Origin of the sequence: Flavobacterium sp. GCM10023249 (assembly GCF_042653365.1) — a bacterium.
Lineage (GTDB): Bacteria > Bacteroidota > Bacteroidia > Flavobacteriales > Flavobacteriaceae > Flavobacterium.
The window spans coordinates 619953-644791 of record NZ_JBHSHZ010000006.1; the positions used below are offsets into that span (position 1 = coordinate 619953).

The following is a 24839-nucleotide window of genomic DNA, read 5'->3' on the forward strand; positions in this document are numbered from 1 at the left end:
ACACTCGTTTTGGAGTGCCTTAATATAGTAAATTATTTGTTTTCAATCTTCTCAATCGTATCTTTTACAAACTGCTTATCGGAAGGGAACCAACCTTGACTTAATAAAATAGCTCCGAATATGATTAAAAGAATGCTACTTACTTTTTTGATTTTGATAATGTTGGGAGGTGTTAATTTGTTTCTCAACTGTTTTGCTAAAAGTATTTTACACACATCGGTAGCCAAATAAGAAAGTATTACCGTAGTAAAAAACCAAACAATATTCGAGGTTTCCATATGTAGTCTCGGTCCGAAAGTAATAATAATCAACAACCAGAAACCTAAAACACCAATGTTAATAAAGTTCAATAAAAACCCTTTGATGAATAAGCTGAAATAATCCTTTTTTATCAATTCAACCACTTCTTGATCCTCCTCGATGTTTTTACTTGCTTTACGTAGCTTAAAATACGAAATAAGGCCATAAGTTAACATAATAATCCCACCGAAAATAAATAAAGCAGGATCGTCTTTTAAACTTTGAATTAATCGGTAACTTCCTAAATAAGCTACACCAATAAAGAAAATATCACCAAGGACAACACCAAGGTCAAAAACAAAAGCAGCTCTGAATCCTTTGGTAATACTGGTTTCTAACAATACAAAAAAAACGGGTCCGATCATAAAACTTAAAAAAATACCCAGCGGAATTCCGTTGCTTATAATGTATTGTAACATAGAAATAATTTAGATACCGCAAGTTACTCTATATTCTTTAAAAATCTAATTTTTGTTTGCATCTATTTTATTTCATAATGATGTCGCCTCCTAGAATCATTTGTTTGTTGACTTTTTTGGGTTTTCCGTGGATAAAAATACTACCACCGGCACGTACTTTAGCATCAACCAATTGTGAAGCATTTACATAAATTTCTCCTCCAGCATTCGCATTTACATTGGCTTGTTTCACCAAACAGTCTTTAGCAAAAACCTGTGAAGCATTATTAGCCACCACTTCTAGATTTTCGGTACTACCCAATAAATCCAATTTAGAACCCTGAGAAATTCGGGCAGTAACCTTGTCTGATTTTAAATTCAATTTAATTTTAGAACTCTCTTTACCAATGATTTCAAAGCTAGGTGCAGTAATTAAACCACTAGCTCCAAAACTTGAACCATCATTCGCTTCTACCGCTATTAATTTCGTAAAATACACTTTGGCAAGAATATCATTGCTTTCCGATTCATTTTCAGAAGGAAATTTAATTTTGAGTTCGTTATTTTCAATAGTTACTTCCACCTTTTCAGCGTTAAAACCTGAAACTTCTACTTTATTTTCAGAAGATGGAATTAAAAAAACAGCAATTTGATTGTATGCGGTTACTTTGGAAAAATCACCCACTTTTTGAGTAATTTGACCAAATCCCACCATTGGAAATCCTATCAAAAAAAGTATAAAAAATAGTATATTTTTCATTTTTACATGGTTTTAAAAATTAGTAAAAGAAAAAAAAGAAATAGGCTAAAACCTTTTATACCATTAAGTTAGGGTTTATCTAGTGAGAATGGATAAAAAATCGATGAAGTGTATAAATACTATGTAAGAGGACAAAAAAAAAAGATTCCCAACTCATTTTCAAAAGAAATGAATTGGGAATCGTGCTATTCAAATAGTAAATTCTATGCTTAACTAAAAGACTTAATTAGTATCTTTTTTAATTACAATAGTACCACCTAAAATGGTTTTTTGATTCACTTGTTTCGGTTTTCCATAAACCGTAATATTTCCTCCGGCACGCGCTTTGGCTTCTACCACATCAAACGCTGAAATTGCGATAGTTCCACCAGCGTTAACAGTAACAGTTGCTTGTTGTGTTTTACAATTTTCGGCTTCCAAAATACCACCAGCAGTGGCAACGGCATCTATATTTTGTGTAGTACCTGATAAATTAACAACAGCGCCACTAGAAGTTTTTACCGAAATTTTAGAAGCCTCTATAGTAATTCGAACAGCTCCACCTTCTTTAGCAATGATATCGAAAAGATTGGATTTGAATGATTTTTCGCTACTAATAAAACTTCCTTCATTTGCTTCTACAGCTTCCAATTGCTTACAATACAAAACTGCAACCACATCGTCACCTTTCAACATTTTTCCTAAAGGCATTCGTACTTTTAGTTCATCGTCTTTAGTAACTAATTCCACCTGATCCGAATTCGTACCTGATAATTCTATTTTATTTTCATTGGAAGGAATCACATGCACTTCTATTTTATCAAAAGAAGTGACTTTCGTGAAACTCCCTAATTCTCTTTTCGTTTGCGAATATCCCGATATTGATAATGCAGCAAAAAGGGATACCGCTAAAAATTTGATTCTCATGATGATCTATTTAATTGATGATTAAAAAATTACTCATTTCTTCGGATGAAATGATAATCCAATTGTTTCTTAACCAAATCGGCATTTTTCACTTTAACAATCACTTCATCTCCTAATTGCAGTAAACTTTTGGTCATTTCTCCTACCAATGCATACTGTTTTTCATCAAACGTATAATAATCATCTTTTATTTCACGAATGCGAATCATTCCTTCACATTTGTTTTCAATAATCTCTACATAAATACCCCATTCGGTAACACCAGAAATCACACCTAAAAATTCTTGGTCTTTATGATCCTGCATGTATTTTACCTGCATGTATTTGATGGAATCTCTTTCGGCATTAGAAGCCAAACCTTCCATATTCGATGTATGGACACATTTTTCTTCATATACTTCTTCGTCAACGCTTTTTCCTCCATCCAAATAATACTGTAACAAACGGTGCACCATTACATCCGGGTAACGACGTATAGGCGAAGTAAAATGAGAATAATAATCGAAAGCCAATCCGTAATGACCAATATTATCGGTAGAATATTTTGCTTTACTCATGGTTCGAATGGCTAAAGTATCAACCATATTTTGTTCTTTCTTCCCCACAACTCCTACTAATAACTCATTCAATGATTTAGAAATAGATTGTTTACTTTTGAAATTGATGCTATAACCGAATTTAGAAATGACACCTTGAAGATTCATCAATTTATTTTCGTCCGGTTCATCGTGAATACGGTAAACAAAAGTTTTTTGTTGTTTTCCGATATATTCCGCTACTTTACGATTCGCTAAAAGCATGAATTCTTCAATCAGATGATTGGCATCTTTTGCAATCTTAAAATACACACCAACAGGTTCAGCTTCTTGATTCAAATTGAATTTAACTTCCACTTTATCAAACGATATCGCACCATTATTCATACGATTTCTTCGAAAAATTTTAGCCAATTCATCCAATTTTAAAGTAGCATTGACAATAGCATCATCAACAACATATTCATTTCCAGTAATTGAAATTTCGGAAGGAATTGTATTCGATCGAGTTTCTATAATGTGTTGCGCTTCTTCATAAGCAAAACGTTGATCCGAATAAATCACTGTTCTTCCAAACCATTGATTCGTAACTTGTGCTTTTTCATTGATTTCGAATACTGCAGAAAATGTATATTTCTCTTCATTTGGGCGAAGTGAACATGCAAAATTGGACAAAACTTCGGGTAACATTGGAACAACTCTATCTACCAAATACACCGAAGTTGCTCTTTGAAAAGCTTCATCATCTAAAATAGTTCCCTCTTGCACATAATGCGAAACATCGGCAATATGAATTCCAATTTCATAATGACCGTTTTCTAACTTTTTGAAAGACAAAGCATCATCAAAATCTTTAGCATCTTTCGGGTCGATCGTAAACGTCAGCGTATCGCGCATATCACGACGTTTTGCGATTTCACTTTCTTGAATTGACGTATCTAACTTTTGAGCATAGGCTTCCACTTCTACTGGAAATTCATAAGGTAATCCGTATTCAGCCAAGATCGCATGAATTTCGGTATTGTGTTCTCCAGGTCTTCCTAATACTTTGATTACTGAACCAAATGGTGAATCTGCTTTTTTAGGCCAATCTTCGATTTTAACTAAAACCACATCACCATTTAAGGCATTACCAATTTTATCTTTAGGAATAAAAATATCCGTATACATTTTTGCATTGGCCGTGGTAACAAAAGCAAAATTCTTTTGAATGTCAATTACACCCACAAATTCAACTTTTTTACGTTCCAATACTTCAATCACTTCAGCTTCAGGACGTTTTCCTTTTCTTCGGTTATAAACATATACTTTTACCGTGTCGCCATCCAATGCATGATTCAGATTGTTCGTTGGTATAAATACATCTTCTTCAAATTCTTCGCTAATAAAATAAGCCGTTTTACGAGAAGTCATATCAATTACACCTTCGTAATAATCTTGACTTTGTGCTTTGATTACATATTTACCCGGTTCAATTTCAACAATCTTCTTTTTAGACGCTAGTATTTTTAAATCTTTGATTATTTCGTTTCTGCTTTTAGTGTCATCTACTTCAAGTTTAGCGGCAATCTGTTTGTAGTTAAAAGGCTTATTAGGGTCTTTCGAAAGAATTTTCAAAATCTTTCCAGAAAAATCTTTTACACCTTTACTAAACTTTTTAGGTTTCTTGTTCATTATCTCTTTTCTAAATTATTCCTGAAAATTACAAAATACTTTACAGTAATTTCTATTCTGATAAAACAATTAAGTAAAAGATAACTTTTAAATTTTTTTATTTTTTAAAAACCAGAGTTTTCAACAATTACTAAAAACAAAAAAAAAATCTTTTTTTAAAAATTTAATTTATGATGGTTATGATAGGTTGTTAATAATAGGAATAACTTTTATGTGTTTTCTTTTTTTTGGAAGTTATACGGAGTTATACAACGATATTAACATACTTATACAAGGTTAAAGTATTGTAAATGAATTGTAAGAATATGGTTATTAACAATTGTTAACTACTGAATTTTACTTTCTTTTTTTGAAAACTTCCTTTGTGAATAACTGTTGAAAAGTCTGTTTTTTTGTTGAATAATTTTACAACAAATCGACGAAACTTTTCTTGTATAATCCAAATCAATTTTGGATTACACATTTTATCAATACAACCAAAAAATAGTTCTTATTTTCTTTACGAAGTTGTTAACAAAAGTTGTTAAACGCTAACAAGCTGATTTTAAACAGCTGTATGATTTTTATTAACAACGGTTAATAATTCACAAGAAAAGATTACAAATTATTGATTTATAATGAATTAAATTAATTTAACTGCTTTTGCACTATTCAAAAATAGTTGAGTAAATGTTACATAAATTAAAATAGAATTGTAATTAAATATCTAGACATCTTTTTTGCGCTTTATATAATTCTGTATTTTTGTAGAATACAAACACAACACAATCTTTATATTATGATTATCTCAATAGGTAACGATCACGCAGGTCCAGACTACAAAAATGCTATTGTAAAATACTTAGAAGCAAACGGGCATACTGTTATTAACCACGGAACAGACACTTTTGAAAGTGTAGATTATCCAGATTTAGGCCATCCTGTTGCCTATGATGTAGAAAGTAAAAAAGCTGATTTCGGAATTGTAATCTGCGGTAGTGGTAACGGAATTGCCATGACAGCCAATAAACACCAAGATATTCGTTGTGCCTTATGTTGGACAGTAGAGATTGCAGAATTGGCACGTCAACATAATAATGCCAATGTAATCAGTATTCCAGCCCGATATACATCGATCCAACAAGCGGTTGAAATGGTTGAAGTTTTCCTTATAACAGAATTTGAAGGAGGAAGACACGCTAACCGTGTTGATAAGATTGCTTGTAAGTAAATCGACTATGAAAAAACTATTATTCACATTCTTAACTATTTCTACTTCTCTTTTTTCTCAATCGGATTCTCAAAAAAGAATAATAGAAGAGAATTTACCAAGTAATAAATATTATAAGAAGGAATTTGGTCTAAAAGAAAATGTAAAAGATCTTAAAATAATAGTTTCTATTCTTTCAGACAACAAAGAATTGTACGAATATAAAAAGAACAAACTTTTTTATCATGATTTTCATTTTGATAAAAAGGGAAAGTTAATTACTAAAGGCATTATTGAAAACCCACCATTTATGCCAATTGAATACATTTCTAAAGATACTTTGATTTATTGGGAAAATAATAAACTAAAAAGTATTTACACTTATGGATCAGAAAAGCATAATAGGAGGTTTGATCAAGAAGGGAATGAAATAGAATTTAAAGAAATAAGTAATGAGGATGCTATGACTTACACCAAAAAGTATGTTTATAACAATCTAAAACAAATTACCAAAAAAATTGAATATTCTCCATTTGAGACGAAATCTTTAGATAAAAATATTGATAATGAGACACTTTATTTTTATGACAAAAATAAAAACGTTATCAAAACGGTTGAAAAAAATCCAGCAGAAGAATTATTCTATACATTTCCTCTTAAAAACAGACAATATGAACAACCTTTGGTAACAGTGTATTCCTATAATGTTACTAAATTAAAAAAAGTAATAGCAAGTATTGGGGATTGGCAAATTCATAGTACCAATTATAATTATGATAGTAATAACGCATTAAGTTCTATAGAATTTGAATCAGCGCAGATTACAACGAAAAGTTTTTTTAAAGATGATTTAATTACAGAAATTATCATAGCAACCAAAAATAAAGAAGAAAAGATAAAAATTCAGTATGAGTTCGATAGTAAATCGAACTGGATTAAAATGATTTGTAATTCTAGTTTATTGCCTCAAGAGACTTTATTAATTGAAAGAACCATTTCTTACTATGAATAAACTATTTATTGTATTTTTTTTTTGGCAAATCAGTCAAGCGCAGAATGACTTAAGTAAGTCTAATACCAAAGGTAATATAGTTTCTATAGATTACTCTATTGAAGTATTGTTTAAAAATGATAATCCCAACGCCTATTTTTACAAACAGATAATCAAACAATGTAATCCTTTTTACTCAAGTTGTAATTCTTCTATAGTTAGGTTAGATTTAGAAGCAAGTAATAGTTTTGAATCAATCCCTCATTATTTTCATGAATTTGATAAAAGTGGTCATCTTATAAAGTTTAGAAATAAATCGGAAAATAATTTCACAGCAGTCTTCTTTAAAGAAATAAAAGAAATAGATAAGTTACCTTTTCCAAAGTATCCCAACTATTTGGTCAATAGTCCAATTGCTAAACCTACTAAAAGGTTTTATAAATCTGAATATGGAGAACAAAATTTTTATTCGGATTTTACTAGTTATGAAATCAAAAATCAACAATTATTAAAAATGATAGAGTTTGATACGTTGATATATCATGACAAAAAAATAGGCAAATTGAATATAGTACAAACAGGATATGTATATGATTCCAATGGAAATGTTGTAAAAAGAACATTGACAAAAAAAGATGATGAGAATGACAAGGGTATTGCTAAAAATGAATTTTATCAAGAGCAATCCTTTGATGATATAAAAGAAGAAAAATCAATTTTTTACTACGATAAACAAAACCGAATACAAAAAGTACAATCCTTCAGAAATAGAAAGTTCAATTATCAAGAATTTTATTTTTTTAATTCAGAAGGTAAAATTGCTTCAATTGAAAGACATGGGGTATTTGATTCGGGTTATGAAAAAATTTGTAAAAAAAGAATGATCTATACTTTTGATGATAAAGGAAATATCAATAAAATAGAATTTTATGACAATGATTTTGGTATACAACTGATGAATACCTATGTATTTGAATATGTATATGATGATAAAGAAAATTGGTCATCTGCAAAATTAATTGCTGATGGAAATGAAATCGCTGTATTTAAACGAGTATTGAACTATTATAATTAGTATCTAAATGTCCCACAATCACAATCACATCCACATCCATAAACATGAGGTAGAAGGTAAAAATTTGGTAATCTCTATCATTTTAAACATGTTGATAACCGCAGCACAGGTAGTGGGCGGAATCATTTCAGGAAGTTTAGCTTTGATTTCGGATGCTTTGCATAATTTTTCAGATGTAATTTCCTTAGTTTTTAGTTATGTTGCACACAAGTTGTCAAGAAGAAAAGCTTCAATTAACAACACATTTGGTTACAAAAGAGCGGAACTTATAGCCGCCTTTGTGAATGCGTTTACACTTATTTTAGTTGCCGTTTATTTAGGCTATGAAGCGGTTGATCGTTTTTTAAACCCGCAACCAATTAAATCAGGAATGGTGATATGGTTAGCACTATTAGGAATTGTTGCGAATGGATTATCGGTTCTTATGCTTAAAAAAGATGCTGATCATAACTTGAATATGAAATCGGCTTATTTGCATTTATTGACCGATATGATGGCTTCGGTAGCCGTATTGGTTGGTGGTTTGTTAATGAAATTTTATGGATGGTTTTGGGTAGATAGTGTAATGACATTACTAATCTCAGTTTATTTGATTTATGTTGGTTATGATTTGTTAATCCGTTCCACTAAAATGCTGATGTTGTTTACGCCTGAGGAAATTGATATTAAAGAAATTGTTCGAGAAGTGCACAAAATCCCTGGAGTTGGAAAATTGCATCACATTCACGTTTGGCATTTGAATGAAGAAGAACTGCATTTGGAGGCCCATTTGGATTGTGCAGAAAATATTTTAATGAGCGAATTCAATGATTTACTCCATGAATTGGAGATTGTGTTGTTTACTAAATTTGGTATCAACCATATTAATATTCAACCAGAATTCAAAAAAGAAGATCCGAAAGATTTTATCGTACAGGATTAAATTCTAGGTAATTGTAGTTTTTTTCGAATGGCAAAAATCCGAATGGAAGCAATGATTACTATTCCGATCAACATGCTCATTTCCGATTGAAAATTATACGTCAGCATTAATAAATATAAACTTCCTCCAATCAAACAAGCTGTGGCGTACAATTCGCCCGGTTTCAAAATACTTGGCACTTTATTGCACAAAACATCAGCTAATAGTCCTCCAAATGTTGCGGTTATAATTCCCATGACCAAAGCATAACCACTCGAAATCCCATACCGTAAGGCTACTTGGATTCCAACTATTGTGAACAAACCAATACCAAAGGCATCAACCCAAAAAATTAGTTTTTTGATAATATTAGTATTCATTTTGAAAAAAAAGGCAACAACTGTTGAGGCAAGGACAATAAAAATGGCCACATTATCATTAACCCAATTGACAGGTCTGATTCCAATCAGTAAATCGCGTATAGTACCACCCCCGTAAGCGGTCACGAATGCCAATACCGAAGCTCCAAAAATATCAAAGCGTTTGGTTCGGGCTTTCAATACTCCGGTTACGGCAAACACAAAAACCCCAGTATAAGTTATGATTTGTAATGCATCCATGGAATCGATTATTGATACAAAAGTAATATGTATTTCTTTTGATGAACCTAAAATAATTGAAGTAACTTTACTTTTCACAAATTTGTTTGAAACTGTCACTTATTTATGAACGAAGACGCACCATTGTTTAAAAAGCAATACTATCCAATATCTGAAAACTTATTTCAGTATCTTGAAAAATACAAAAGAGTTACCAAAACCAATGTGTTTTACGATGATCTGCTTCGTTTTCAGGGATCAGTGGCTGTGTACGATTTAAAAGGAGAAGATACTTTGTGGCTTCGGGTGTTTTATAATGAATTCGACCAAAAAGAAATCGATTTGAGTCTGAAGAAAATTTACACCTTACTACATTCTGATGGCGATGAACGAGTACTGAATCATCTTACTGTCGACTATATCGACTTCTGTGCCTTTGGGAACTCGAAACCGTTCCGAGTAAAAGTCAGAAATATTTTAAATGACAACTACACCCATTTTTATGTCAAAAAAGCCGACGCTTCGCGTATTTTCGGACTGGAATTGGAGCATATTTTATCGCCCAACCGGATCAACTTTTTGGTCTATGGAAATACATTAATTGAAGAACATATTATTGGTATTCCAGGTGATATGTTCTTAAAAAACCACCTCGAAAAATGTACCGAAGCCGAAAAATCGCAAATAGCGAAAGAGTTTGTCAAGTTCAATGAACGCTGTATGATTGGACTGTTGGGCGATATGCGTTCCTATAATTTTGTGGTGATTCCTATTTATGATTATGATCATATAGTTTATAAAATCAGAGCGATAGATTTTGATCAACAGTGCTATGAAGGGAGTTTTAAACTCTATAAACCGCATTTATTCAAAGAAAACTTCCAGTTCACCCAATTGGTGAAAGACAAACTGGAACCGGATTCGATCGATCAGTATCAAAATGAAGAACGGTCATTGTTGGTCAAACGTTTGGCCGATTCCGAAGAAAGACTGACCGATTTGTTACAAGTCATGAAGTCAATGAGTCTGTCACCATCTTTCCATATGGAGCAACTGCGTAAAGAAACCTATGAGTTTACCAAAGACAAGAATTTCAAGAATGCGAAATCAATGGGTGAAATTATGGAAGCGGCGTTACTATTTATGAAGCGCAATTACAAGACACATTAAAAACGCATGAAGTAGAAAAGCAAAATCTGACAGACTAAAATAAAGACAAAACGCAACAGAAATGAAGGTTTTGCTGTTTTGTGACGGAAGATAAACATTCCCAATAAACCACCGATGGCACCGCCTACAATACAGAAAGCCAATAAATCCTTTTCAGGTATCCGCCTTTTATTTTTTATAGCCAAAAACTTATCGGTACCAAACAAACCGATAGTCAAAATATTAATACAGAGAATGTAAAGTAATATGATTTTCATTTCTTATAATTGCGCCAAAGATACTATTTTAGCACCCTTATTTTATTTTACAAAATGACAAATTTAGAATACATTTTAAAAGTAGTACCTACTGCTCCCAAAAATATAGAAGCAACATTACAATTGCTTTCAGAAGATTGCACTATTCCTTTCATCGCACGTTACCGTAAAGATAAAACAGGTAATTTAGATGAGGTTGTAATTGAGCAAATTGCCAAACTGAATAAGCAATTCGACGAAATTGTGAAACGTAAGGAAAGCATTTTAAAATCGATCGAAGAACAAAATGCTTTATCACCTGAACTGAAATCAAAAATTGAAAACAGTTTTGACCTACAGGAAATAGAAGATTTATACCTTCCGTACAAAAAGAAAAAGAAAACCAAAGCCGATACAGCGCGTGAAAACGGATTGGAACCTTTGGCTAAGATCATCATGTCGCAACGTAATGATGATATCGAATTCCTTGCATCAAAATACTTGAATGATAAGGTAGCCAATGAAGATGAAGCATTGCAGGGAGCGCGTGATATCATTGCCGAATGGATTAATGAAAACATCTATATCCGTAAAAATCTGCGTCGCATGTTTCAACGCAAAGCGGAAATCACCACCAAAGTGGTTAAAACGAAAAAAGACGATGAAGCCGCTCAAAAATTTTCACAGTATTTTGACTGGGCCGAGCCTATAAGTAAAGCGCCATCTCATCGTTTATTGGCAATGTTGAGAGCGGAAGCCGAAGGTTTTGTCAAACTGAATGTAGAAATTGAAAAAGAAGAAGCTATTGCATTCATTGAAGACAATATCATTAAATCAAATAATGATACTACTGAACATTTAGAATTGGCTATTAAAGACAGTTACAAGCGTTTATTGGAACCAGCTATTTCAAATGAAACTTTACAGGAAGCTAAAGAAAAAGCAGATATCAAAGCGATTGATGTTTTTGCAGGAAACTTGAATCAGTTGTTATTAGCACCGCCTTTAGGTGAAAAACGAATTTTAGCGATCGACCCTGGTTTTAGAACAGGTTGTAAAGTGGTATGTCTGGATGAGAAAGGCGATTTGTTGTACAATGAAACCATTTTTCCTCACGCACCGCAAAACGAAACGACTATGGCGATGAAAAAGGTAAAATCGATGGTGAATGCGTATAATATTGAAGCCATTTCAATCGGTAACGGAACGGCGAGTCGTGAAACCGAATTTTTTATCAAGAAAATTGCTTTTGACAAACCGGTGCAGGTTTTTGTGGTATCCGAAGCCGGCGCATCAGTATATTCAGCTTCTAAAATTGCAAGGGAAGAATTTGGAAGTTATGATGTAACAGTTCGTGGCGCCGTTTCTATCGGTCGTCGTTTATCTGATCCATTGGCCGAATTGGTTAAAATTGACCCTAAATCAATCGGAGTAGGACAGTATCAACATGATGTAGATCAAACGAAATTGAAAGAAGAATTAGACACTACAGTAGTACGTTGTGTGAACTCAGTCGGAATCAACATCAATACAGCCAGCAAATCATTATTGAGTTATGTATCGGGTATTGGTGAAAAAATGGCCGAAAATATCGTCGCATACCGAAGTGAGAATGGTGCATTTGAAGACCGAAGTCAATTGAAAAAAGTGCCACGCTTGGGAGAAAAGGCTTTCCAACAAGCTGCTGCCTTCATCCGAATTAAAGACGGTAAAAATCCGTTGGATAATTCGGCAGTGCATCCTGAATCGTATAAAATGGTAGAAAAAATGGCTAAAGATTTGGGTGTTAAAGTCAATGAATTAATCGGTAACAAAGAAAAAATAAGTCAAATTATACCGGAGAATTATATTACTGAAAACGTGGGTATTTTGGGTATCAAAGATATCTTGAAAGAATTAGAAAAACCGGGATTGGATCCTCGTAAAGCCGCTAAAATTTTCGAATTCGACCCGAATGTAAAAACCATTGCCGATGTGCGCAGTGGAATGATTGTACCAGGAATTGTAAATAATATTACGGCTTTTGGTTGTTTTGTGGATATCGGAATCAAAGAAAGCGGATTGGTACATATTTCCCAGCTTAAAGATGGTTACGTTAGTGACGTAAACGAAGTAGTAAAACTGCACCAACACGTTCAAGTCAAAGTCGTTGAAGTGGATGAAAGTAGAAAAAGAATTCAATTGACAATGATTTTATAATAGGTTTCATTATTTATAAAAGCCCTGATTTCAAATCGAAATCAGGGCTTTTTTATTTGGATAAAATATCTGATAATCAGAAATAAACAGGTTAAACGAGTTGTTATATTCATTTGCAAAGATAAAATATCTGTTAAATTTTATTAAAAAAAGATATTATATCTATTTGTTTGTATATTTGCGCAAAAATTAATCTATGTTTAGTATTCAAATTGCAAATAATAACCACATTCACTTCGCTCAGACGATATGCGACGAGATGGAAGCGTCCGCGAAAGTGAGAGGAACGGGTATTGCAAAGCGATCGGCAGAATATATTATTGAAAAAATTCAAGAAGGGAAAGCGGTTATTGCTTTGACAGAAAATAACGAATGGGCAGGGTTTTGTTACATCGAAACTTGGCAAAATGAAAAGTATGTGGCCAACTCGGGTTTGATTGTTTCACCTGAATTCCGTCAAAGTGGATTGGCTCGGCAGATCAAGGCCAAAATTTTTGAATTGTCACGAACCAAATACCCGAATTCCAAAATCTTTGGATTAACCACAGGTTTAGCCGTGATGCGGATCAATTCGGAATTGGGTTATGAACCAGTAACGTATTCAGAGTTAACCACTGATGAAAAATTCTGGAATGGATGTCAGAGTTGTGTGAATTTCGAAATTCTGCAAAGTAAAAATTATAAAAATTGTTTGTGTACAGCCATGCTGTATGATAGTAATATAAAAGAACAGAAAAATGCAAAAGAAGAAAATAGTATTAGCGTATAGTGGTGGTTTAGACACGACGTATTGTGCAGTATATCTGAGTAAAGTTGAAAATTACGAAGTGCATGCGGTGACCATTAATACAGGAGCTTTTGATCAGAAAGAGATTGAAGTCTTAGAAGAAAAAGCATTGCAGTGTGGCGCTGCTTCTTATACCTGCATTGATGTACGCAAGGAATATTATGACGATTGCATTAAGTATCTGATCTTCGGAAATGTATTAAAAAACGGAAGCTATCCATTAAGCGTCAGTGCGGAAAGAGCGGTTCAGGCAAAAAGCATCGCTGAATATGCTATCCAATTGGGAATTAATACAATTGCTCACGGAAGCACCGGTGCCGGAAACGATCAAGTACGTTTTGATATGATTTTTAATCATTTGTTACCAAATGTGGAAATAATCACTCCAATCAGAGATCAAAAATTAAGCAGAGAAGCCGAAATCGAATTCTTGAAGTTGCATGGTGTAAACTTCAATTTCGAAAAAGCAGTGTACAGTATCAATAAAGGATTGTGGGGAACTTCTGTGGGAGGCAAGGAAACCTTGACTTCACATCAAAATTTACCCGAAGAAGCTTGGCCTACACCAGTTTCGTCAACAGAATCAATAGATATTATATTGGGTTTTGAAGCTGGAGAACTGATTTTAATTAATGGGGAATCCTTCGAACATCCATCAATCGCTATTGAATATTTACAGCAAATCGCACAACCTTTCGGAATTGGAAGACACATCCATGTGGGGGATACGATAATAGGAATCAAAGGAAGAGTAGGTTTTGAAGCCGCAGCTCCAGAATTGATTATCAAAGCACATCATTTGTTGGAAAAACATACACTGACCAAATGGCAATTGTTTTGGAAAGAACAATTATCAAACTGGTACGGCAACTGGCTGCATGAAGGGCAAATGATGGATCCAACTATGAGAGATATTGAAGCCTTTTTGACCAATACTCAAAAAACAGTAAGCGGAGAAGTTCACATTACACTTCATCCCTACAGATATGAGCTAAATGGGATTGAAAGTCCATTTGATTTGATGTCGGCCAAATTCGGTTCGTACGGTGAAATGAATAACGGTTGGAGTGGAGAAGATGTAAAAGGATTTACCAAAATATTCGGGAACCAAACCTCGATTTATCATCAGGTTACAAAGGAATTGATACATGAAAACAATTAAAGCCGGAATTATTGGCGGAGCCGGATATACAGCCGGAGAATTGCTAAGAATCCTGATTAACCATCCGCAGGTAGAAATTGGGTTTGTACACAGTAAAAGTAATGCTGGCAAGTTCATTTATGAAGTACACGATGATTTGTTCGGAGATACCGATTTGAAATTTTCAGCAACATATAATTCAAATGTTGATGTCGTTTTTTTATGCGTGGCTCATGGTGAAGCTAAAAAGGTAGTGGCTGAATTTTCGTCTTCGGTTAATATAATCGATTTGAGTCAGGATCACAGAATTGAAGCAGATCATTCTTTTGTTTACGGTTTACCGGAATTAAACAAAGAAGCGATTCAAAATGCGGATTATGTAGCAAATCCGGGTTGTTTCGCAACAGCAATCCAGTTGGCTATTTTGCCTCTGGCTGAAGCCGGATTATTGAACGGTGAAGTGTATGCTTCGTGTACAACGGGTTCAACTGGAGCCGGACAATCTTTGGCTGAGACTTCGCATTTCAGTTGGAGACAGAACAATTTGTCGGTGTACAAAGCCTTTACACACCAGCATTTGGCAGAGATTAATCAAAGTCTAATGCAAGTTCAGAAAAACGATTTGGGCAACCTACATATTTTACCACAAAGAGGTTCTTTTACCAGAGGTATTTTGGCGTGTATTACATTAAAATCTGATTACTCTTTGGAGCAATTGATTGCCTTATTTGAAGAAAAATACAAAGACGAACCTTTTGTGTTTTTATCACCTCAGAATTGTCATTTGAAACAAGTCGTAAATACAAACAAATGTCTTTTGTATTTAGAAAAGAATGATGATGATGTCATGATTGTGAGTGTGATTGATAATTTATTGAAAGGAGCTTCGGGACAGGCAGTACAAAATATGAATCTGATGTTTGGTTTACCCGAAACGACTGGATTAAAATTAAAACCAAGTGCATTTTAAGTATGGAAACAAAAATTATAGATAGTTCAACAGGAATGAATTTGTTCGATGTGTATTCGGTTTCAGATATTGAAATCGTTAAAGCATCAGGATCTGATTTGTGGGATAAAAACGGAAAACACTATTTGGATTTATACGGTGGGCATGCCGTGATTTCCATTGGTCACACACATCCTCATTATGTTTCTAGCCTTACGAAACAATTGCAGAAAATTGGTTTTTATTCCAATTCGATTGTGATTGATCAACAGAAGCAATTAGCAGCAAAATTAGGCCAACTTTCGGGTTATACCGATTATCAGTTGTTCCTGTGTAATTCAGGCGCCGAAGCAAACGAAAATGCCTTCAAACTGGCATCTTTCCATAACGGAAGAAAAAAAATTATCGCTTTTAGTAAAGCTTTTCATGGTAGAACATCATTGGCCGTTGCAAGCACAGATAATCCTGCGATTGTGGCGCCAGTGAACGAAAACAACAACACAACTTTTTTACCATTAAATGATAGAAATGCTTTTGATCAGGCAGTAAACGATGAGGTATGCTGTGTGATAATTGAAGGAATCCAAGGTGTTGCCGGAATTCAGATTCCAGAAAAACAATTTCTACAATATGTTTCCAAAAAATGCAATGAGTTGGGAATTGTTCTGATTCTGGATGAGGTACAGTCCGGTTACGGAAGAACGGGTAAATTCTTCGCGCATCAACATGCCGATATTCAACCGGATATCATCACTGTGGCAAAAGGAATGGGCAACGGATTTCCAATTGCCGGAGTTTTAATAGCGTCACACATTCAGCCCAAAAAAGAAATGCTCGGAACCACTTTCGGAGGAAATTATCTGGCTTGTGCTGCCGGTTTAGCAGTTTTGGAAGTGATTGAAAAAGAGAACCTGATGGAGAATGCCCAAAAATTAGGAGATTACCTAAAAGAACAATTGCATACCATTACGAATATTAAGGAAATAAGAGGAAAAGGATTGATGATTGCCATCGAATTGTATGAGCCTTGCGCCGATGTCCGAAAAAGATTATTGGAGGAATTCGGAATTTTTACTGGAACCGCGAGCAATAAAAATACCCTAAGAATTTTGCCTTCATTGGCAGTAACCAAAAAAGAACTAGATGCCTTGTTAAAAGCTTTAAAGATTATTTTAAAGTAAACATCAGGATTTGAAACGATTAATGAAAGAGAAATGAAACATTTTACATCTGTAAACGATATAGAAAACCCTAAAACTTTGGTTAAAGAAGCTATAGCATTAAAAAATACTGAAAAGCAATCGGAGATTGGTAAAGGCAAAACTATCGGATTATTGTTTTTTAATTCAAGTCTTAGAACCAGAATGAGTACGCAAAAAGCAGCTCAAAATCTGGGAATGGAAGTCATGATTCTCAATGTGAACAACGATGGTTGGGCATTGGAATTTGAAGAAGGAGCCGTAATGAATGGTAAAACAGTGGAACACATTAAAGATGCAGCAGCTGTAATGGGTTTGTATTGTGATATTTTAGCCATTCGTTGTTTCCCGAATCTGGAAAATAAAGAAGAGGATTACGCTGATAAAATTATCAATCAGTTTGTTCAATACGCGAAAGTTCCGGTAGTGAGTCTGGAATCGGCAACGAGACATCCTTTGCAGAGTTTGGCTGATATGATCACAATTGAGGAGCACAAAACCAAAGAAAAGCCCAAAGTGGTGCTGACTTGGGCGCCACATATCAAACCGATTCCGCAAGTGGTTGCGAATTCGTTTGCTGAATGGACTTTGGCTAGCGGTTATGATTTAACCATTACACATCCTGAAGGATATGAATTGAGCGAGGAGTTTACAAAAGGCGCAACAATCGAATTCGATCAGGAAAAAGCGTTGAAAGATGCCGATTTTGTATATGTGAAAAACTGGTCTTCGTATACCGATTATGGAAAGGTTTTACCAGTTACGGAAGATTGGATGTTAACTAATAAAAAATTAGTAGTTACTAATTCAGCTAAAGTAATGCACTGTTTACCAGTGAGAAGAAATGTGGAATTGTCAGATGAGGTTTTGGACAGCGAAAATTCTTTGATTCTGCAACAAGCCGAAAACAGAGTCTATGCAGCACAGACAGTTTTGAAAAATATACTGGAAACTAATTTTTAAAGCTATGGTACATGTAATAAAGATTGGTGGAAATATTATTGATGATGCAACAAAATTGGATGATTTCCTCAACAGATTTGCCAAACTGAAAGGTTCAAAAATATTGATTCACGGTGGCGGAAAATTGGCTACCAGTTTAGCAAAAGATTTGAATATTGAACAGCAAATCATTGATGGCAGACGTGTTACTGATGCCGAAACTTTAAAAATTACAGCGATGGTTTACGCCGGATTGGTAAATAAAACTATTGTGGCCAAGTTACAGTCAAAAGCATGTAATGCCATTGGATTAAGTGGTGTGGACGGAAATATCATTCAATCGGCAAAAAGAAATCATCCGACTATTGATTACGGTTGGGTAGGTGATGTGGAAAGTGTTAATGCCGGGTTTTTGCAGAGTTTGATAGACAACGGAATTGTACCTGTTATCAGTCCGATTACCCACGATGGAAAAGGGAATTTATTAAATACCAACGCCGATACTATCGCAACAGAGGTGGCTATGGCACTTTCTGAAACCAACGAAGTGAATCTTAGATTTTGCTTTGAAAAATTAGGCGTGTTGACAAATCCTGAATTGGATGGTTCATGGCTAAGGGTTTTGGATAAAAGCGAATACGATTATTTAAAAGAAGGAAAAATCATTTCAAAAGGTATGCTTCCGAAATTAGAAAATGCGTTCAGAGCCAGCGAATCAAATGTAGCAAAGGTGGAAATATGTCATGCGGATTATGCGAGCGAGCAAGGCGAATCTTTTATCGGAACATTAATACTGTAAAAAATGGAACAGTTACAAAAAGAGGCATTGGAACTTTTGCAAAAGTTAATTGCCACGGAATCTTTCAGTACGCAGGAAGACAAAACAGCAGAAATTCTGAATGATTTCTTTATTCAGAAAGGAATTCCAACAACGAGATTGTTGCATAATGTTTGGGTAAAGAATAAGTATTTTGACGATTCAAAACCAACAATCTTACTGAATTCGCATCACGACACCGTAAAACCGAACAAACAATACACAAGAGATCCTTTTAGCCCGGATATCGAAGATGGAATTTTGTATGGTTTGGGAAGTAACGACGCTGGCGGACCGCTTGTTTCTCTAGCTGCCTGTTTTTTGCATTTTTATGACAGACAGGATTTGCAGTTCAACTTGGTTTATGCTGCGACTGCCGAAGAAGAAATATCCGGGAATAACGGAGTGGAAATCGTCTTGCCGGAATTAGGAAAGATTTATTTCGGAATTGTGGGCGAACCAACAAAAATGGATATCGCCATCGCCGAAAAAGGACTTTTTGTGATTGACTGTATTGCACACGGAAAATCAGGACATGCCGCTAGGGAAGAAGGAGAAAACGCGATTTACAAAGCTTTGAAGGATATTGAATGGTTCAAAACGTTTGAATTTCCCGAAGAATCCGAGATGCTGGGCAAAGTGAAAATGTCGGTAACCATTATCAACGCAGGCGTACAGCATAATGTGGTTCCGGAAAGTTGTCAGTTTACAGTGGATATCAGAACGACGGATAAATACAATAACGAACAAGCTTTGGAAATCATTAAACAATATGTGGATTGTGAAGTGATTCCACGCTCGACTCGATTGAACCCTTCTTTCGCACCGAAAGAGCATCCGATTGTACAAAGTGGTATTGCATTGGGAAGAGCTGTTTATGCTTCACCAACCACTTCAGATCAGGCTTTAATGAACGGTTTTCCAACATTTAAAATGGGACCGGGCGACTCGGCAAGATCACATACGGCGAATGAATATATTTATGTTGAAGAGATCAACAAAGGCATTGAAATTTATATCAAAATGCTCGAAAAATTTAATACGATAGACTATGAAGTTGTGGCAAAATACATCAGGTAACGTAAAAACTTCCATCGAAGAAATGGTGGAACAATTTACGATAGGTCAGGATACAATTTGGGATTTATATTTGGCAGAAGCAGATATTAAAGGTTCCATCGCACATACTTCCATGTTGCACGAAATAGGATTATTAACGACTGAAGAATTAAAGGAAGCCCACGACGGGTTACAAGCCATTCTAAAAACAGTATATGATAAGACTTTTGTTATTGAAGATGGAGTAGAAGATGTACATTCTCAAGTGGAACTTTTGCTCACTCAAATGAAAGGGGAAGTCGGAAAAAAAATCCATGCCGGACGTTCCAGAAACGATCAATCATTGTTGGATATTAAATTATTCATAAAATCAGAATTGAAACAAATTGTTGAAAAAACAGAGAACGTGTTCAATAGTCTGATAGATTTGAGCGAGAAGCATAAAAACGATTTATTACCAGGGTATACGCATTTCCAATTGGCCATGCCTTCATCATTTGGTTTATGGTTTGGTGCCTATGCAGAAAGTCTTTGTGATGATCTGGAATTGATTCTTGCTGCATATCATATGGCAAACAAAAACCCATTGGGATCAGGCGCTGGCTATGGCTCTTCTTTTCCCTTGAACAGAACATTCACAACGTTGCTTCTTAATTTTGAATCGATGAATCATAACGTGGTCTACGCCCAAATGACAAGAGGTAAAATTGAAAAAGTGACAGCCATGGCTTTGTCCGGAATTGCTGCTACTTTGACAAAAATTTCAATGGATGTGTGTTTGTACATGAACCAAAATTTCGGATTCATTAGTTTTCCGAAAGAATTGACAACAGGAAGCAGTATCATGCCACACAAAAAAAATCCGGATATTTTTGAATTAATCAGAGCCAAATGCAATAGAATTCAGTCATTACCAAATGAGTTGACGCTACTGACCAACAATTTGCCTTCGGGTTATCACAGAGACATGCAATTAACCAAGGAATGTTTATTTCCAGCCATTATAACTCTGAAAGAATGTTTGGACATGCTTGAAGTGATGTTGGAAAATATGACTATTAAAAAGGATATTTTATCAGACGAAAAGTATTTGAATCTATTTACTGTTGAAGCTGTTAATGAATTGGTGTTATCAGGAATTCCATTCCGTGAAGCTTATAAAATAGTTTCAAAACAAGTGGAGGAAAATCAGTTTTTGTATAATAGCAAAACGATTCATCATACCCACGAAGGAAGTATTGGTAATTTGCAAAATGATAAAATCATTGCAGAATTTATTCAAAAGAAAAAGCAATTGGTTTAATCTTCCGGTAAGTAGTAGGAAGTTTCGTTTTTCACCATGCTCATCACAATATTACTGTGATATTGACCAATGTTAGGAATATTGGCTAATTTATTCACTACAAAGTCATTGTATGCTTCTATATCTGTAGTGGCAATTTTCAATACATAATCATAAACGCCTGAAAGACTGGTTACTTCCAGAATTTCAGGCATTTTCATTACTTCTTCTTCGAAGCATTGTAAATTTTCCTTGGATTGTTGTTTTAAGGTTACATTGCAGTAGGCAAACAGCTTGATTCCCACTTTTGAAGGATTCAAAATCACCGCACTTTTTTTAATAACTCCAGATTCTTCAAGATGTTTAATTCTTTCGTACGTTGGAGTATAAGATAACCCTACCATAGCCGCCACATCTTTCACAGAAAGCGTACAATCTTTTTGTAAAATATTCAGAATTTTTGCGTCTATTTTATCCATAAGAGAAAAGTAAACAGTTATGCTTACTCTTTAGTTTCGTCTTTTTTTGCAGCAGTATCTTCGCCTTTAGAAGCTTTTTTGAATTCATTCAATCCACTTCCTAAACCTTTCATTAATTCCGGTATTTTTTTACCTCCAAAAAGTAATAAAACAACAACTAATATTACAATAATTTCAGTAGTTCCAAATCTTCCCATGATAAATAAAAATTATGCTTCCGCATCTTAAATTATTCAACAAAGATATTAAAGAAAAGAACAACACTTTCATTTTTTAACGATTTATTATTTATTGTCTTCAGAAAATTCGAAATTGCTATATTTGTAGATTAAGTTGCCCTCTTATGACTAAAAAAAGATTAAAAAGAAAAGCTTTTTTTGATGCGATCAAAGCCAGACGACGCTTGGTTATTATCAATGAAGAAACTTTTGAAGAGCAGTTTTCTTTGAAATTAAGTATACTTAATGTGTTCATTTTAGGAAGTATTGGAGCAATTTTCCTGATTTCTGTTACTAGTTATCTTATCGCTTTTACACCACTCCGCGAGTACATTCCGGGGTATTCTTCAACACAATTGAAACAAGACGCTTTGTTATTAGGGATTAAAGCCGATTCATTGGAATTTCAACTGAATAAAAATGATGAATACATCAAATCGGTAAAAAAAGTATTGACAGGCGACCTAGAATATGCCAAAGTCAATAAAGATTCTATTCTAGCTTCTGATTATGTCGATCCATCCGAATATGAAATGGAAGCAAGCAAAGCCGAATTAGAACTTAGAAAACAAGTACAACAGGAGGCACAGAAGAGTAAATAATTCATCAGAATACATCCTATGAAAGTTTCTAGGAAAATAATACGTATCGACAATGTCTGTTAAATCAATAATTGCCAAGCAATTTGCCAAATACATTTATCGTAAAACCCAACGCTGGGCTAATAATCCGGTAAAAACTCAAAATAAGGTTTTTCAAAAATTAATCGCACAAGCAAAAGAAACGCAATTTGGTCAAGAGCATCATTTTCGTGAAATTCGATCATTTGAAGATTTTGCAAATCGGGTTCCTGTTAGAGATTACGAACAATTACGACCGTACGTTGATCGTGTGGTACAAGGTGAAGAAAATATCCTGTGGACAGGAAAACCGCTATATTTCGCCAAGACTTCAGGAACCACTTCGGGTGCAAAATATATCCCATTAACAAAAGAATCCATGCCATATCATATTGAAGCGGCACGAAATGCAATTTTAAGTTATGTTCATGAAACTGGTAAAGCCAATTTTGTCGATGGGAAGATGATTTTTTTGCAAGGTAGTCCAATTCTCGACGAGAAAAACGGAATTAAATTGGGTCGTCTTTCTGGGATTGTTGCACATTACGTTCCTAAATATTTACAGAAAAACCGTATGCCTTCTTGGGAAACGAATTGCATTGACGATTGGGAAACCAAAGTAAGTGCCATTGTAGAAGAAACTTTCCACGAAGATATGGCGGTGATTTCGGGTATTCCTTCTTGGGTGCAAATGTATTTTGAAAAATTAGCTGCAAAAGGAAAAAAACCAGTTGGAGAGATTTTCAAAAATTTCAACTTATTTATTTATGGCGGAGTGAATTATGAACCGTACCGCGCCAAATTTGAAAGTTTGATAGGTAGAAAAGTTGACTCAATAGAACTTTTTCCGGCTTCTGAAGGGTTTTTCGCGTATCAGGATTCCCAAAAAGAAAAAGGAATGCTGCTATTATTGAACTCAGGGATTTTTTACGAATTCATCAAAGCAGAGGAATTTTTTACCGAAAATCCTCGTCGTTATACCATAGGAGAAGTGACATTGGGCGTAAATTATGTTATGATTATTTCCACTAATGCAGGTCTTTGGGCCTACAACATAGGCGATACTGTTCAATTTACCAGTTTGAAACCTTACCGAGTACTAGTTTCTGGACGAATCAAACATTATATTTCAGCCTTCGGAGAACATGTTATTGGAAAAGAAGTCGAAGAAGCACTCCGCTTGGCAATGGATGGGACAGAGGTTCGTATAAGTGAGTTTACTGTTGCACCACAAATCAATCCAGAATCTGGGTTGCCTTACCACGAGTGGTTGATCGAATTTGAAAACGAACCTCAGGATATCGACCAATTCGCTCTAAACATTGATCAGGCTATGCGTAAACAAAATGTGTATTATGATGATTTGATTACAGGTCATGTACTGCGAACAGTTGTAATTACCAAGGTTCCCAAAAACGGATTCCAAGAGTATATGAAATCTATCGGTAAACTAGGTGGACAAAATAAATTACCAAGGTTGTCTAATGACAGAAAGATTGCCGATTATTTCAAATAAATAAAAAATGCAATGAGGATAAAAGACGTATTGTTAGTTGGGTTTGGTTTTCTGAATGTACTGGTGAATGCTCAAATTAAGGGTAAAGTTATTGATGAAAACAATCAACCTATTCCTTATGTGAATATCTTGGTGGAAAACGAAAATATTGGAACAACCTCCGATCTTGACGGAAGTTTTGCATTAGGAATTAAAGAAGAAAAAACATTGATTTTTTCGATTTTAGGATACGAGAAATTAAAGTTAAAATCGACTCAAGCTACTGTAGTAAAAATGCGTTCTACTACATATCAGTTAGGAGAAATTTCCATTGTAAACAAGAAAGAAACCAAGCAACTTGAAATAGGTAAAACCGAAAATAGCATACGCCAAGCTTTTGAAAACGGCCCTAGATTTGACGCAAAGTTTTTCCCTTTTTTACCAAAATACACTAAAACCAAGTACGTAAAAAAAGTAATCATTTATACCGAGAGTAGTATTGAAAAGGCTACAGTGAAAATTCATTTTTATCAAATTGGAGATGACGGTTTGCCAGGAGAAGAACTATTAGAAAAGGATTATATCGCAACAGTGAAAAAAGGATCAAGGATGACACAATTTGATCTTTCAAGTTTGAATATTATTTTTCCTAAAAAAGGTTTGTTTGTAGCAATCGAACGATTATTTGTAGAAAGTAATAAATTGGAAAAAACAGTTGCTGCTTCCGATCCTTCAAAAACCAAAACACAGCGAATGTATTATCCTTTACCCTTTTACAACTTCGTGGAAAATGAATTTACCTATACTTTTTTAGGCGGTAAATGGACCAAGGAATTCAAGAAAGATGAAAACGATAAACCCGTAAAATCAAGAGTTTTTGAGCCCGCTATCAATCTTATCCTTACAAACTAAAAATA

At 34.4% G+C, this 24839-nt stretch carries 25 protein-coding genes; 17 read left to right on the top strand and 8 right to left on the bottom strand.

Translation table 11 applies throughout. The annotated features are described in order from the left end of the window. Positions 1–32: 32 nt before the first annotated feature. The 4 genes from ACFO7M_RS04270 to rnr form a co-directional block, all read right to left on the bottom strand. Positions 33–719 carry a LysE family translocator gene (locus ACFO7M_RS04270; RefSeq protein ID WP_379734222.1) on the bottom strand — a complete coding sequence of 229 codons (687 nt, stop codon included), beginning with the start codon at positions 717–719 and terminating at the stop codon, positions 33–35. A gap of 67 nt (positions 720–786) precedes the next feature. After that, positions 787–1458, bottom strand: a complete 672-nt coding sequence (locus ACFO7M_RS04275) for a head GIN domain-containing protein (RefSeq protein WP_379734224.1) — start codon at positions 1456–1458, stop codon at positions 787–789. 222 nt (positions 1459–1680) lie between these two features. Continuing rightward, positions 1681–2364 carry a head GIN domain-containing protein gene (locus ACFO7M_RS04280; protein WP_379734225.1) on the bottom strand — a complete coding sequence of 228 codons (684 nt, stop codon included), beginning with the start codon at positions 2362–2364 and terminating at the stop codon, positions 1681–1683. Positions 2365–2393: 29 nt separating this feature from the next. Further along, positions 2394–4574, bottom strand: coding sequence for a ribonuclease R (rnr, locus tag ACFO7M_RS04285; RefSeq protein WP_379734227.1), 2181 nt, complete (start codon positions 4572–4574; stop codon positions 2394–2396). Positions 4575–5352: 778 nt separating this feature from the next. Here rnr and rpiB point away from each other — a divergent pair. Genes rpiB through ACFO7M_RS04305 form a run of 4 tightly spaced genes read left to right on the top strand, consistent with a single transcriptional unit; the run spans position 5353 to position 8751 of the window. Beyond that, the gene (rpiB, locus tag ACFO7M_RS04290) at positions 5353–5784 is read left to right on the top strand and encodes a ribose 5-phosphate isomerase B (RefSeq protein ID WP_379717741.1); all 432 of its coding nucleotides are present in this window, start codon (positions 5353–5355) and stop codon (positions 5782–5784) included. A gap of 7 nt (positions 5785–5791) precedes the next feature. Continuing rightward, the gene (locus tag ACFO7M_RS04295) at positions 5792–6775 is read left to right on the top strand and encodes a hypothetical protein (RefSeq protein WP_379734229.1); all 984 of its coding nucleotides are present in this window, start codon (positions 5792–5794) and stop codon (positions 6773–6775) included. Then, positions 6768–7829, top strand: a complete 1062-nt coding sequence (locus ACFO7M_RS04300; protein WP_379717737.1) for a hypothetical protein — start codon at positions 6768–6770, stop codon at positions 7827–7829. Before ACFO7M_RS04295 ends, ACFO7M_RS04300 begins: the two co-directional genes overlap by 8 nt. A gap of 7 nt (positions 7830–7836) precedes the next feature. Further along, the gene (locus ACFO7M_RS04305) at positions 7837–8751 is read left to right on the top strand and encodes a cation diffusion facilitator family transporter (protein ID WP_379717735.1); all 915 of its coding nucleotides are present in this window, start codon (positions 7837–7839) and stop codon (positions 8749–8751) included. On the opposite strand, the gene ACFO7M_RS04310 is transcribed toward ACFO7M_RS04305, so the two are convergent. After that, positions 8748–9428 (bottom strand): trimeric intracellular cation channel family protein, encoded by a 681-nt coding sequence (locus ACFO7M_RS04310; protein ID WP_379734231.1) that lies wholly within the window; start codon positions 9426–9428, stop codon positions 8748–8750. The two genes, ACFO7M_RS04305 and ACFO7M_RS04310, sit on opposite strands and share 4 nt — an antisense overlap. Positions 9429–9455: 27 nt before the next feature. Here ACFO7M_RS04310 and ACFO7M_RS04315 point away from each other — a divergent pair, with 27 nt between their 5' ends. Then, on the top strand, positions 9456–10499 hold the full coding sequence (locus tag ACFO7M_RS04315) for a hypothetical protein (protein ID WP_379717731.1): 1044 nt from the start codon (positions 9456–9458) through the stop codon (positions 10497–10499). On the opposite strand, the gene ACFO7M_RS04320 is transcribed toward ACFO7M_RS04315, so the two are convergent. Beyond that, positions 10496–10756: a DUF1294 domain-containing protein gene (locus ACFO7M_RS04320; protein ID WP_379734233.1), complete on the bottom strand. Its 261-nt coding sequence runs from the start codon at positions 10754–10756 to the stop codon at positions 10496–10498. The genes ACFO7M_RS04315 and ACFO7M_RS04320 overlap by 4 nt on opposite strands. A 54-nt stretch (positions 10757–10810) precedes the next feature. Between ACFO7M_RS04320 and ACFO7M_RS04325 the strand changes: the two genes are divergently transcribed. From ACFO7M_RS04325 to argH, 9 genes are all read left to right on the top strand, one after another. Next, positions 10811–12934 carry a Tex family protein gene (locus tag ACFO7M_RS04325; protein WP_379734235.1) on the top strand — a complete coding sequence of 708 codons (2124 nt, stop codon included), beginning with the start codon at positions 10811–10813 and terminating at the stop codon, positions 12932–12934. Positions 12935–13130: 196 nt separating this feature from the next. Next, positions 13131–13703, top strand: coding sequence for a GNAT family N-acetyltransferase (locus ACFO7M_RS04330; RefSeq protein WP_379734237.1), 573 nt, complete (start codon positions 13131–13133; stop codon positions 13701–13703). Continuing rightward, positions 13672–14883, top strand: a complete 1212-nt coding sequence (locus tag ACFO7M_RS04335) for an argininosuccinate synthase (protein WP_379734239.1) — start codon at positions 13672–13674, stop codon at positions 14881–14883. Before ACFO7M_RS04330 ends, ACFO7M_RS04335 begins: the two co-directional genes overlap by 32 nt. After that, complete coding sequence (gene argC / locus ACFO7M_RS04340) at positions 14870–15832, top strand: N-acetyl-gamma-glutamyl-phosphate reductase (RefSeq protein WP_379734241.1); 963 nt, start codon at positions 14870–14872, stop codon at positions 15830–15832. Before ACFO7M_RS04335 ends, argC begins: the two co-directional genes overlap by 14 nt. Positions 15833–15867: 35 nt before the next feature. Then, entirely contained in the window at positions 15868–16992 is a 1125-nt protein-coding gene (locus ACFO7M_RS04345; RefSeq protein ID WP_379734499.1) for an aspartate aminotransferase family protein, read from the top strand. A 33-nt stretch (positions 16993–17025) separates the two neighbouring features. Beyond that, entirely contained in the window at positions 17026–17973 is a 948-nt protein-coding gene (locus tag ACFO7M_RS04350) for an N-acetylornithine carbamoyltransferase (RefSeq protein WP_379734243.1), read from the top strand. Positions 17974–17977: 4 nt separating this feature from the next. After that, positions 17978–18751, top strand: coding sequence for an acetylglutamate kinase (gene argB, locus ACFO7M_RS04355; protein ID WP_379734244.1), 774 nt, complete (start codon positions 17978–17980; stop codon positions 18749–18751). A 3-nt stretch (positions 18752–18754) separates the two neighbouring features. After that, a complete protein-coding gene (locus tag ACFO7M_RS04360) occupies positions 18755–19849 on the top strand; it encodes a M20 family metallo-hydrolase (RefSeq protein ID WP_379734246.1) in 1095 nt (364 codons plus the stop codon). After that, positions 19821–21131, top strand: a complete 1311-nt coding sequence (argH, locus tag ACFO7M_RS04365) for an argininosuccinate lyase (RefSeq protein WP_379717713.1) — start codon at positions 19821–19823, stop codon at positions 21129–21131. The genes ACFO7M_RS04360 and argH overlap by 29 nt, the downstream gene beginning before the upstream one ends. Here argH and ACFO7M_RS04370 read toward each other — a convergent pair. Together ACFO7M_RS04370 and tatA are read right to left on the bottom strand one after the other, a co-directional pair. Continuing rightward, positions 21128–21589 (bottom strand): Lrp/AsnC family transcriptional regulator, encoded by a 462-nt coding sequence (locus tag ACFO7M_RS04370; RefSeq protein ID WP_379717711.1) that lies wholly within the window; start codon positions 21587–21589, stop codon positions 21128–21130. The two genes, argH and ACFO7M_RS04370, sit on opposite strands and share 4 nt — an antisense overlap. Positions 21590–21612: 23 nt before the next feature. Beyond that, on the bottom strand, positions 21613–21786 hold the full coding sequence (gene tatA / locus ACFO7M_RS04375; protein WP_379717709.1) for a twin-arginine translocase TatA/TatE family subunit: 174 nt from the start codon (positions 21784–21786) through the stop codon (positions 21613–21615). Between the two features lie 146 nt (positions 21787–21932). On the opposite strand from tatA, the gene ACFO7M_RS04380 reads away from it, so the two are divergent. Genes ACFO7M_RS04380 through ACFO7M_RS04390 form a run of 3 tightly spaced genes read left to right on the top strand, consistent with a single transcriptional unit; the run spans position 21933 to position 24834 of the window. Further along, positions 21933–22409 (top strand): peptidase, encoded by a 477-nt coding sequence (locus ACFO7M_RS04380; RefSeq protein WP_379717707.1) that lies wholly within the window; start codon positions 21933–21935, stop codon positions 22407–22409. 52 nt (positions 22410–22461) lie between these two features. After that, positions 22462–23943, top strand: coding sequence for a GH3 auxin-responsive promoter family protein (locus ACFO7M_RS04385; RefSeq protein WP_379734247.1), 1482 nt, complete (start codon positions 22462–22464; stop codon positions 23941–23943). 12 nt (positions 23944–23955) lie between these two features. Beyond that, positions 23956–24834, top strand: a complete 879-nt coding sequence (locus tag ACFO7M_RS04390) for a carboxypeptidase-like regulatory domain-containing protein (protein WP_379734249.1) — start codon at positions 23956–23958, stop codon at positions 24832–24834. Positions 24835–24839: the final 5 nt, after the last annotated feature.

Coding starts and splice junctions, on each gene's coding strand:
- ACFO7M_RS04325 (WP_379734235.1), top strand. CDS start 10,811: ATGACAAATTTAGAATACATTTTAAAAGTAGTACCTACTGCTCCCAAA.
- ACFO7M_RS04390 (WP_379734249.1), top strand. CDS start 23,956: ATGAGGATAAAAGACGTATTGTTAGTTGGGTTTGGTTTTCTGAATGTA.
- ACFO7M_RS04275 (WP_379734224.1), bottom strand. CDS start 1,458: ATGAAAAATATACTATTTTTTATACTTTTTTTGATAGGATTTCCAATG.
- ACFO7M_RS04270 (WP_379734222.1), bottom strand. CDS start 719: ATGTTACAATACATTATAAGCAACGGAATTCCGCTGGGTATTTTTTTA.
- ACFO7M_RS04280 (WP_379734225.1), bottom strand. CDS start 2,364: ATGAGAATCAAATTTTTAGCGGTATCCCTTTTTGCTGCATTATCAATA.
- ACFO7M_RS04380 (WP_379717707.1), top strand. CDS start 21,933: ATGACTAAAAAAAGATTAAAAAGAAAAGCTTTTTTTGATGCGATCAAA.
- ACFO7M_RS04370 (WP_379717711.1), bottom strand. CDS start 21,589: ATGGATAAAATAGACGCAAAAATTCTGAATATTTTACAAAAAGATTGT.
- ACFO7M_RS04300 (WP_379717737.1), top strand. CDS start 6,768: ATGAATAAACTATTTATTGTATTTTTTTTTTGGCAAATCAGTCAAGCG.
- argC (WP_379734241.1), top strand. CDS start 14,870: ATGAAAACAATTAAAGCCGGAATTATTGGCGGAGCCGGATATACAGCC.
- argB (WP_379734244.1), top strand. CDS start 17,978: ATGGTACATGTAATAAAGATTGGTGGAAATATTATTGATGATGCAACA.
- ACFO7M_RS04385 (WP_379734247.1), top strand. CDS start 22,462: ATGTCTGTTAAATCAATAATTGCCAAGCAATTTGCCAAATACATTTAT.
- ACFO7M_RS04320 (WP_379734233.1), bottom strand. CDS start 10,756: ATGAAAATCATATTACTTTACATTCTCTGTATTAATATTTTGACTATC.
- ACFO7M_RS04335 (WP_379734239.1), top strand. CDS start 13,672: ATGCAAAAGAAGAAAATAGTATTAGCGTATAGTGGTGGTTTAGACACG.
- ACFO7M_RS04330 (WP_379734237.1), top strand. CDS start 13,131: ATGTTTAGTATTCAAATTGCAAATAATAACCACATTCACTTCGCTCAG.
- ACFO7M_RS04295 (WP_379734229.1), top strand. CDS start 5,792: ATGAAAAAACTATTATTCACATTCTTAACTATTTCTACTTCTCTTTTT.
- ACFO7M_RS04315 (WP_379717731.1), top strand. CDS start 9,456: ATGAACGAAGACGCACCATTGTTTAAAAAGCAATACTATCCAATATCT.
- ACFO7M_RS04360 (WP_379734246.1), top strand. CDS start 18,755: ATGGAACAGTTACAAAAAGAGGCATTGGAACTTTTGCAAAAGTTAATT.
- ACFO7M_RS04305 (WP_379717735.1), top strand. CDS start 7,837: ATGTCCCACAATCACAATCACATCCACATCCATAAACATGAGGTAGAA.
- rpiB (WP_379717741.1), top strand. CDS start 5,353: ATGATTATCTCAATAGGTAACGATCACGCAGGTCCAGACTACAAAAAT.
- rnr (WP_379734227.1), bottom strand. CDS start 4,574: ATGAACAAGAAACCTAAAAAGTTTAGTAAAGGTGTAAAAGATTTTTCT.
- argH (WP_379717713.1), top strand. CDS start 19,821: ATGAAGTTGTGGCAAAATACATCAGGTAACGTAAAAACTTCCATCGAA.
- tatA (WP_379717709.1), bottom strand. CDS start 21,786: ATGGGAAGATTTGGAACTACTGAAATTATTGTAATATTAGTTGTTGTT.
- ACFO7M_RS04345 (WP_379734499.1), top strand. CDS start 15,868: ATGAATTTGTTCGATGTGTATTCGGTTTCAGATATTGAAATCGTTAAA.
- ACFO7M_RS04350 (WP_379734243.1), top strand. CDS start 17,026: ATGAAACATTTTACATCTGTAAACGATATAGAAAACCCTAAAACTTTG.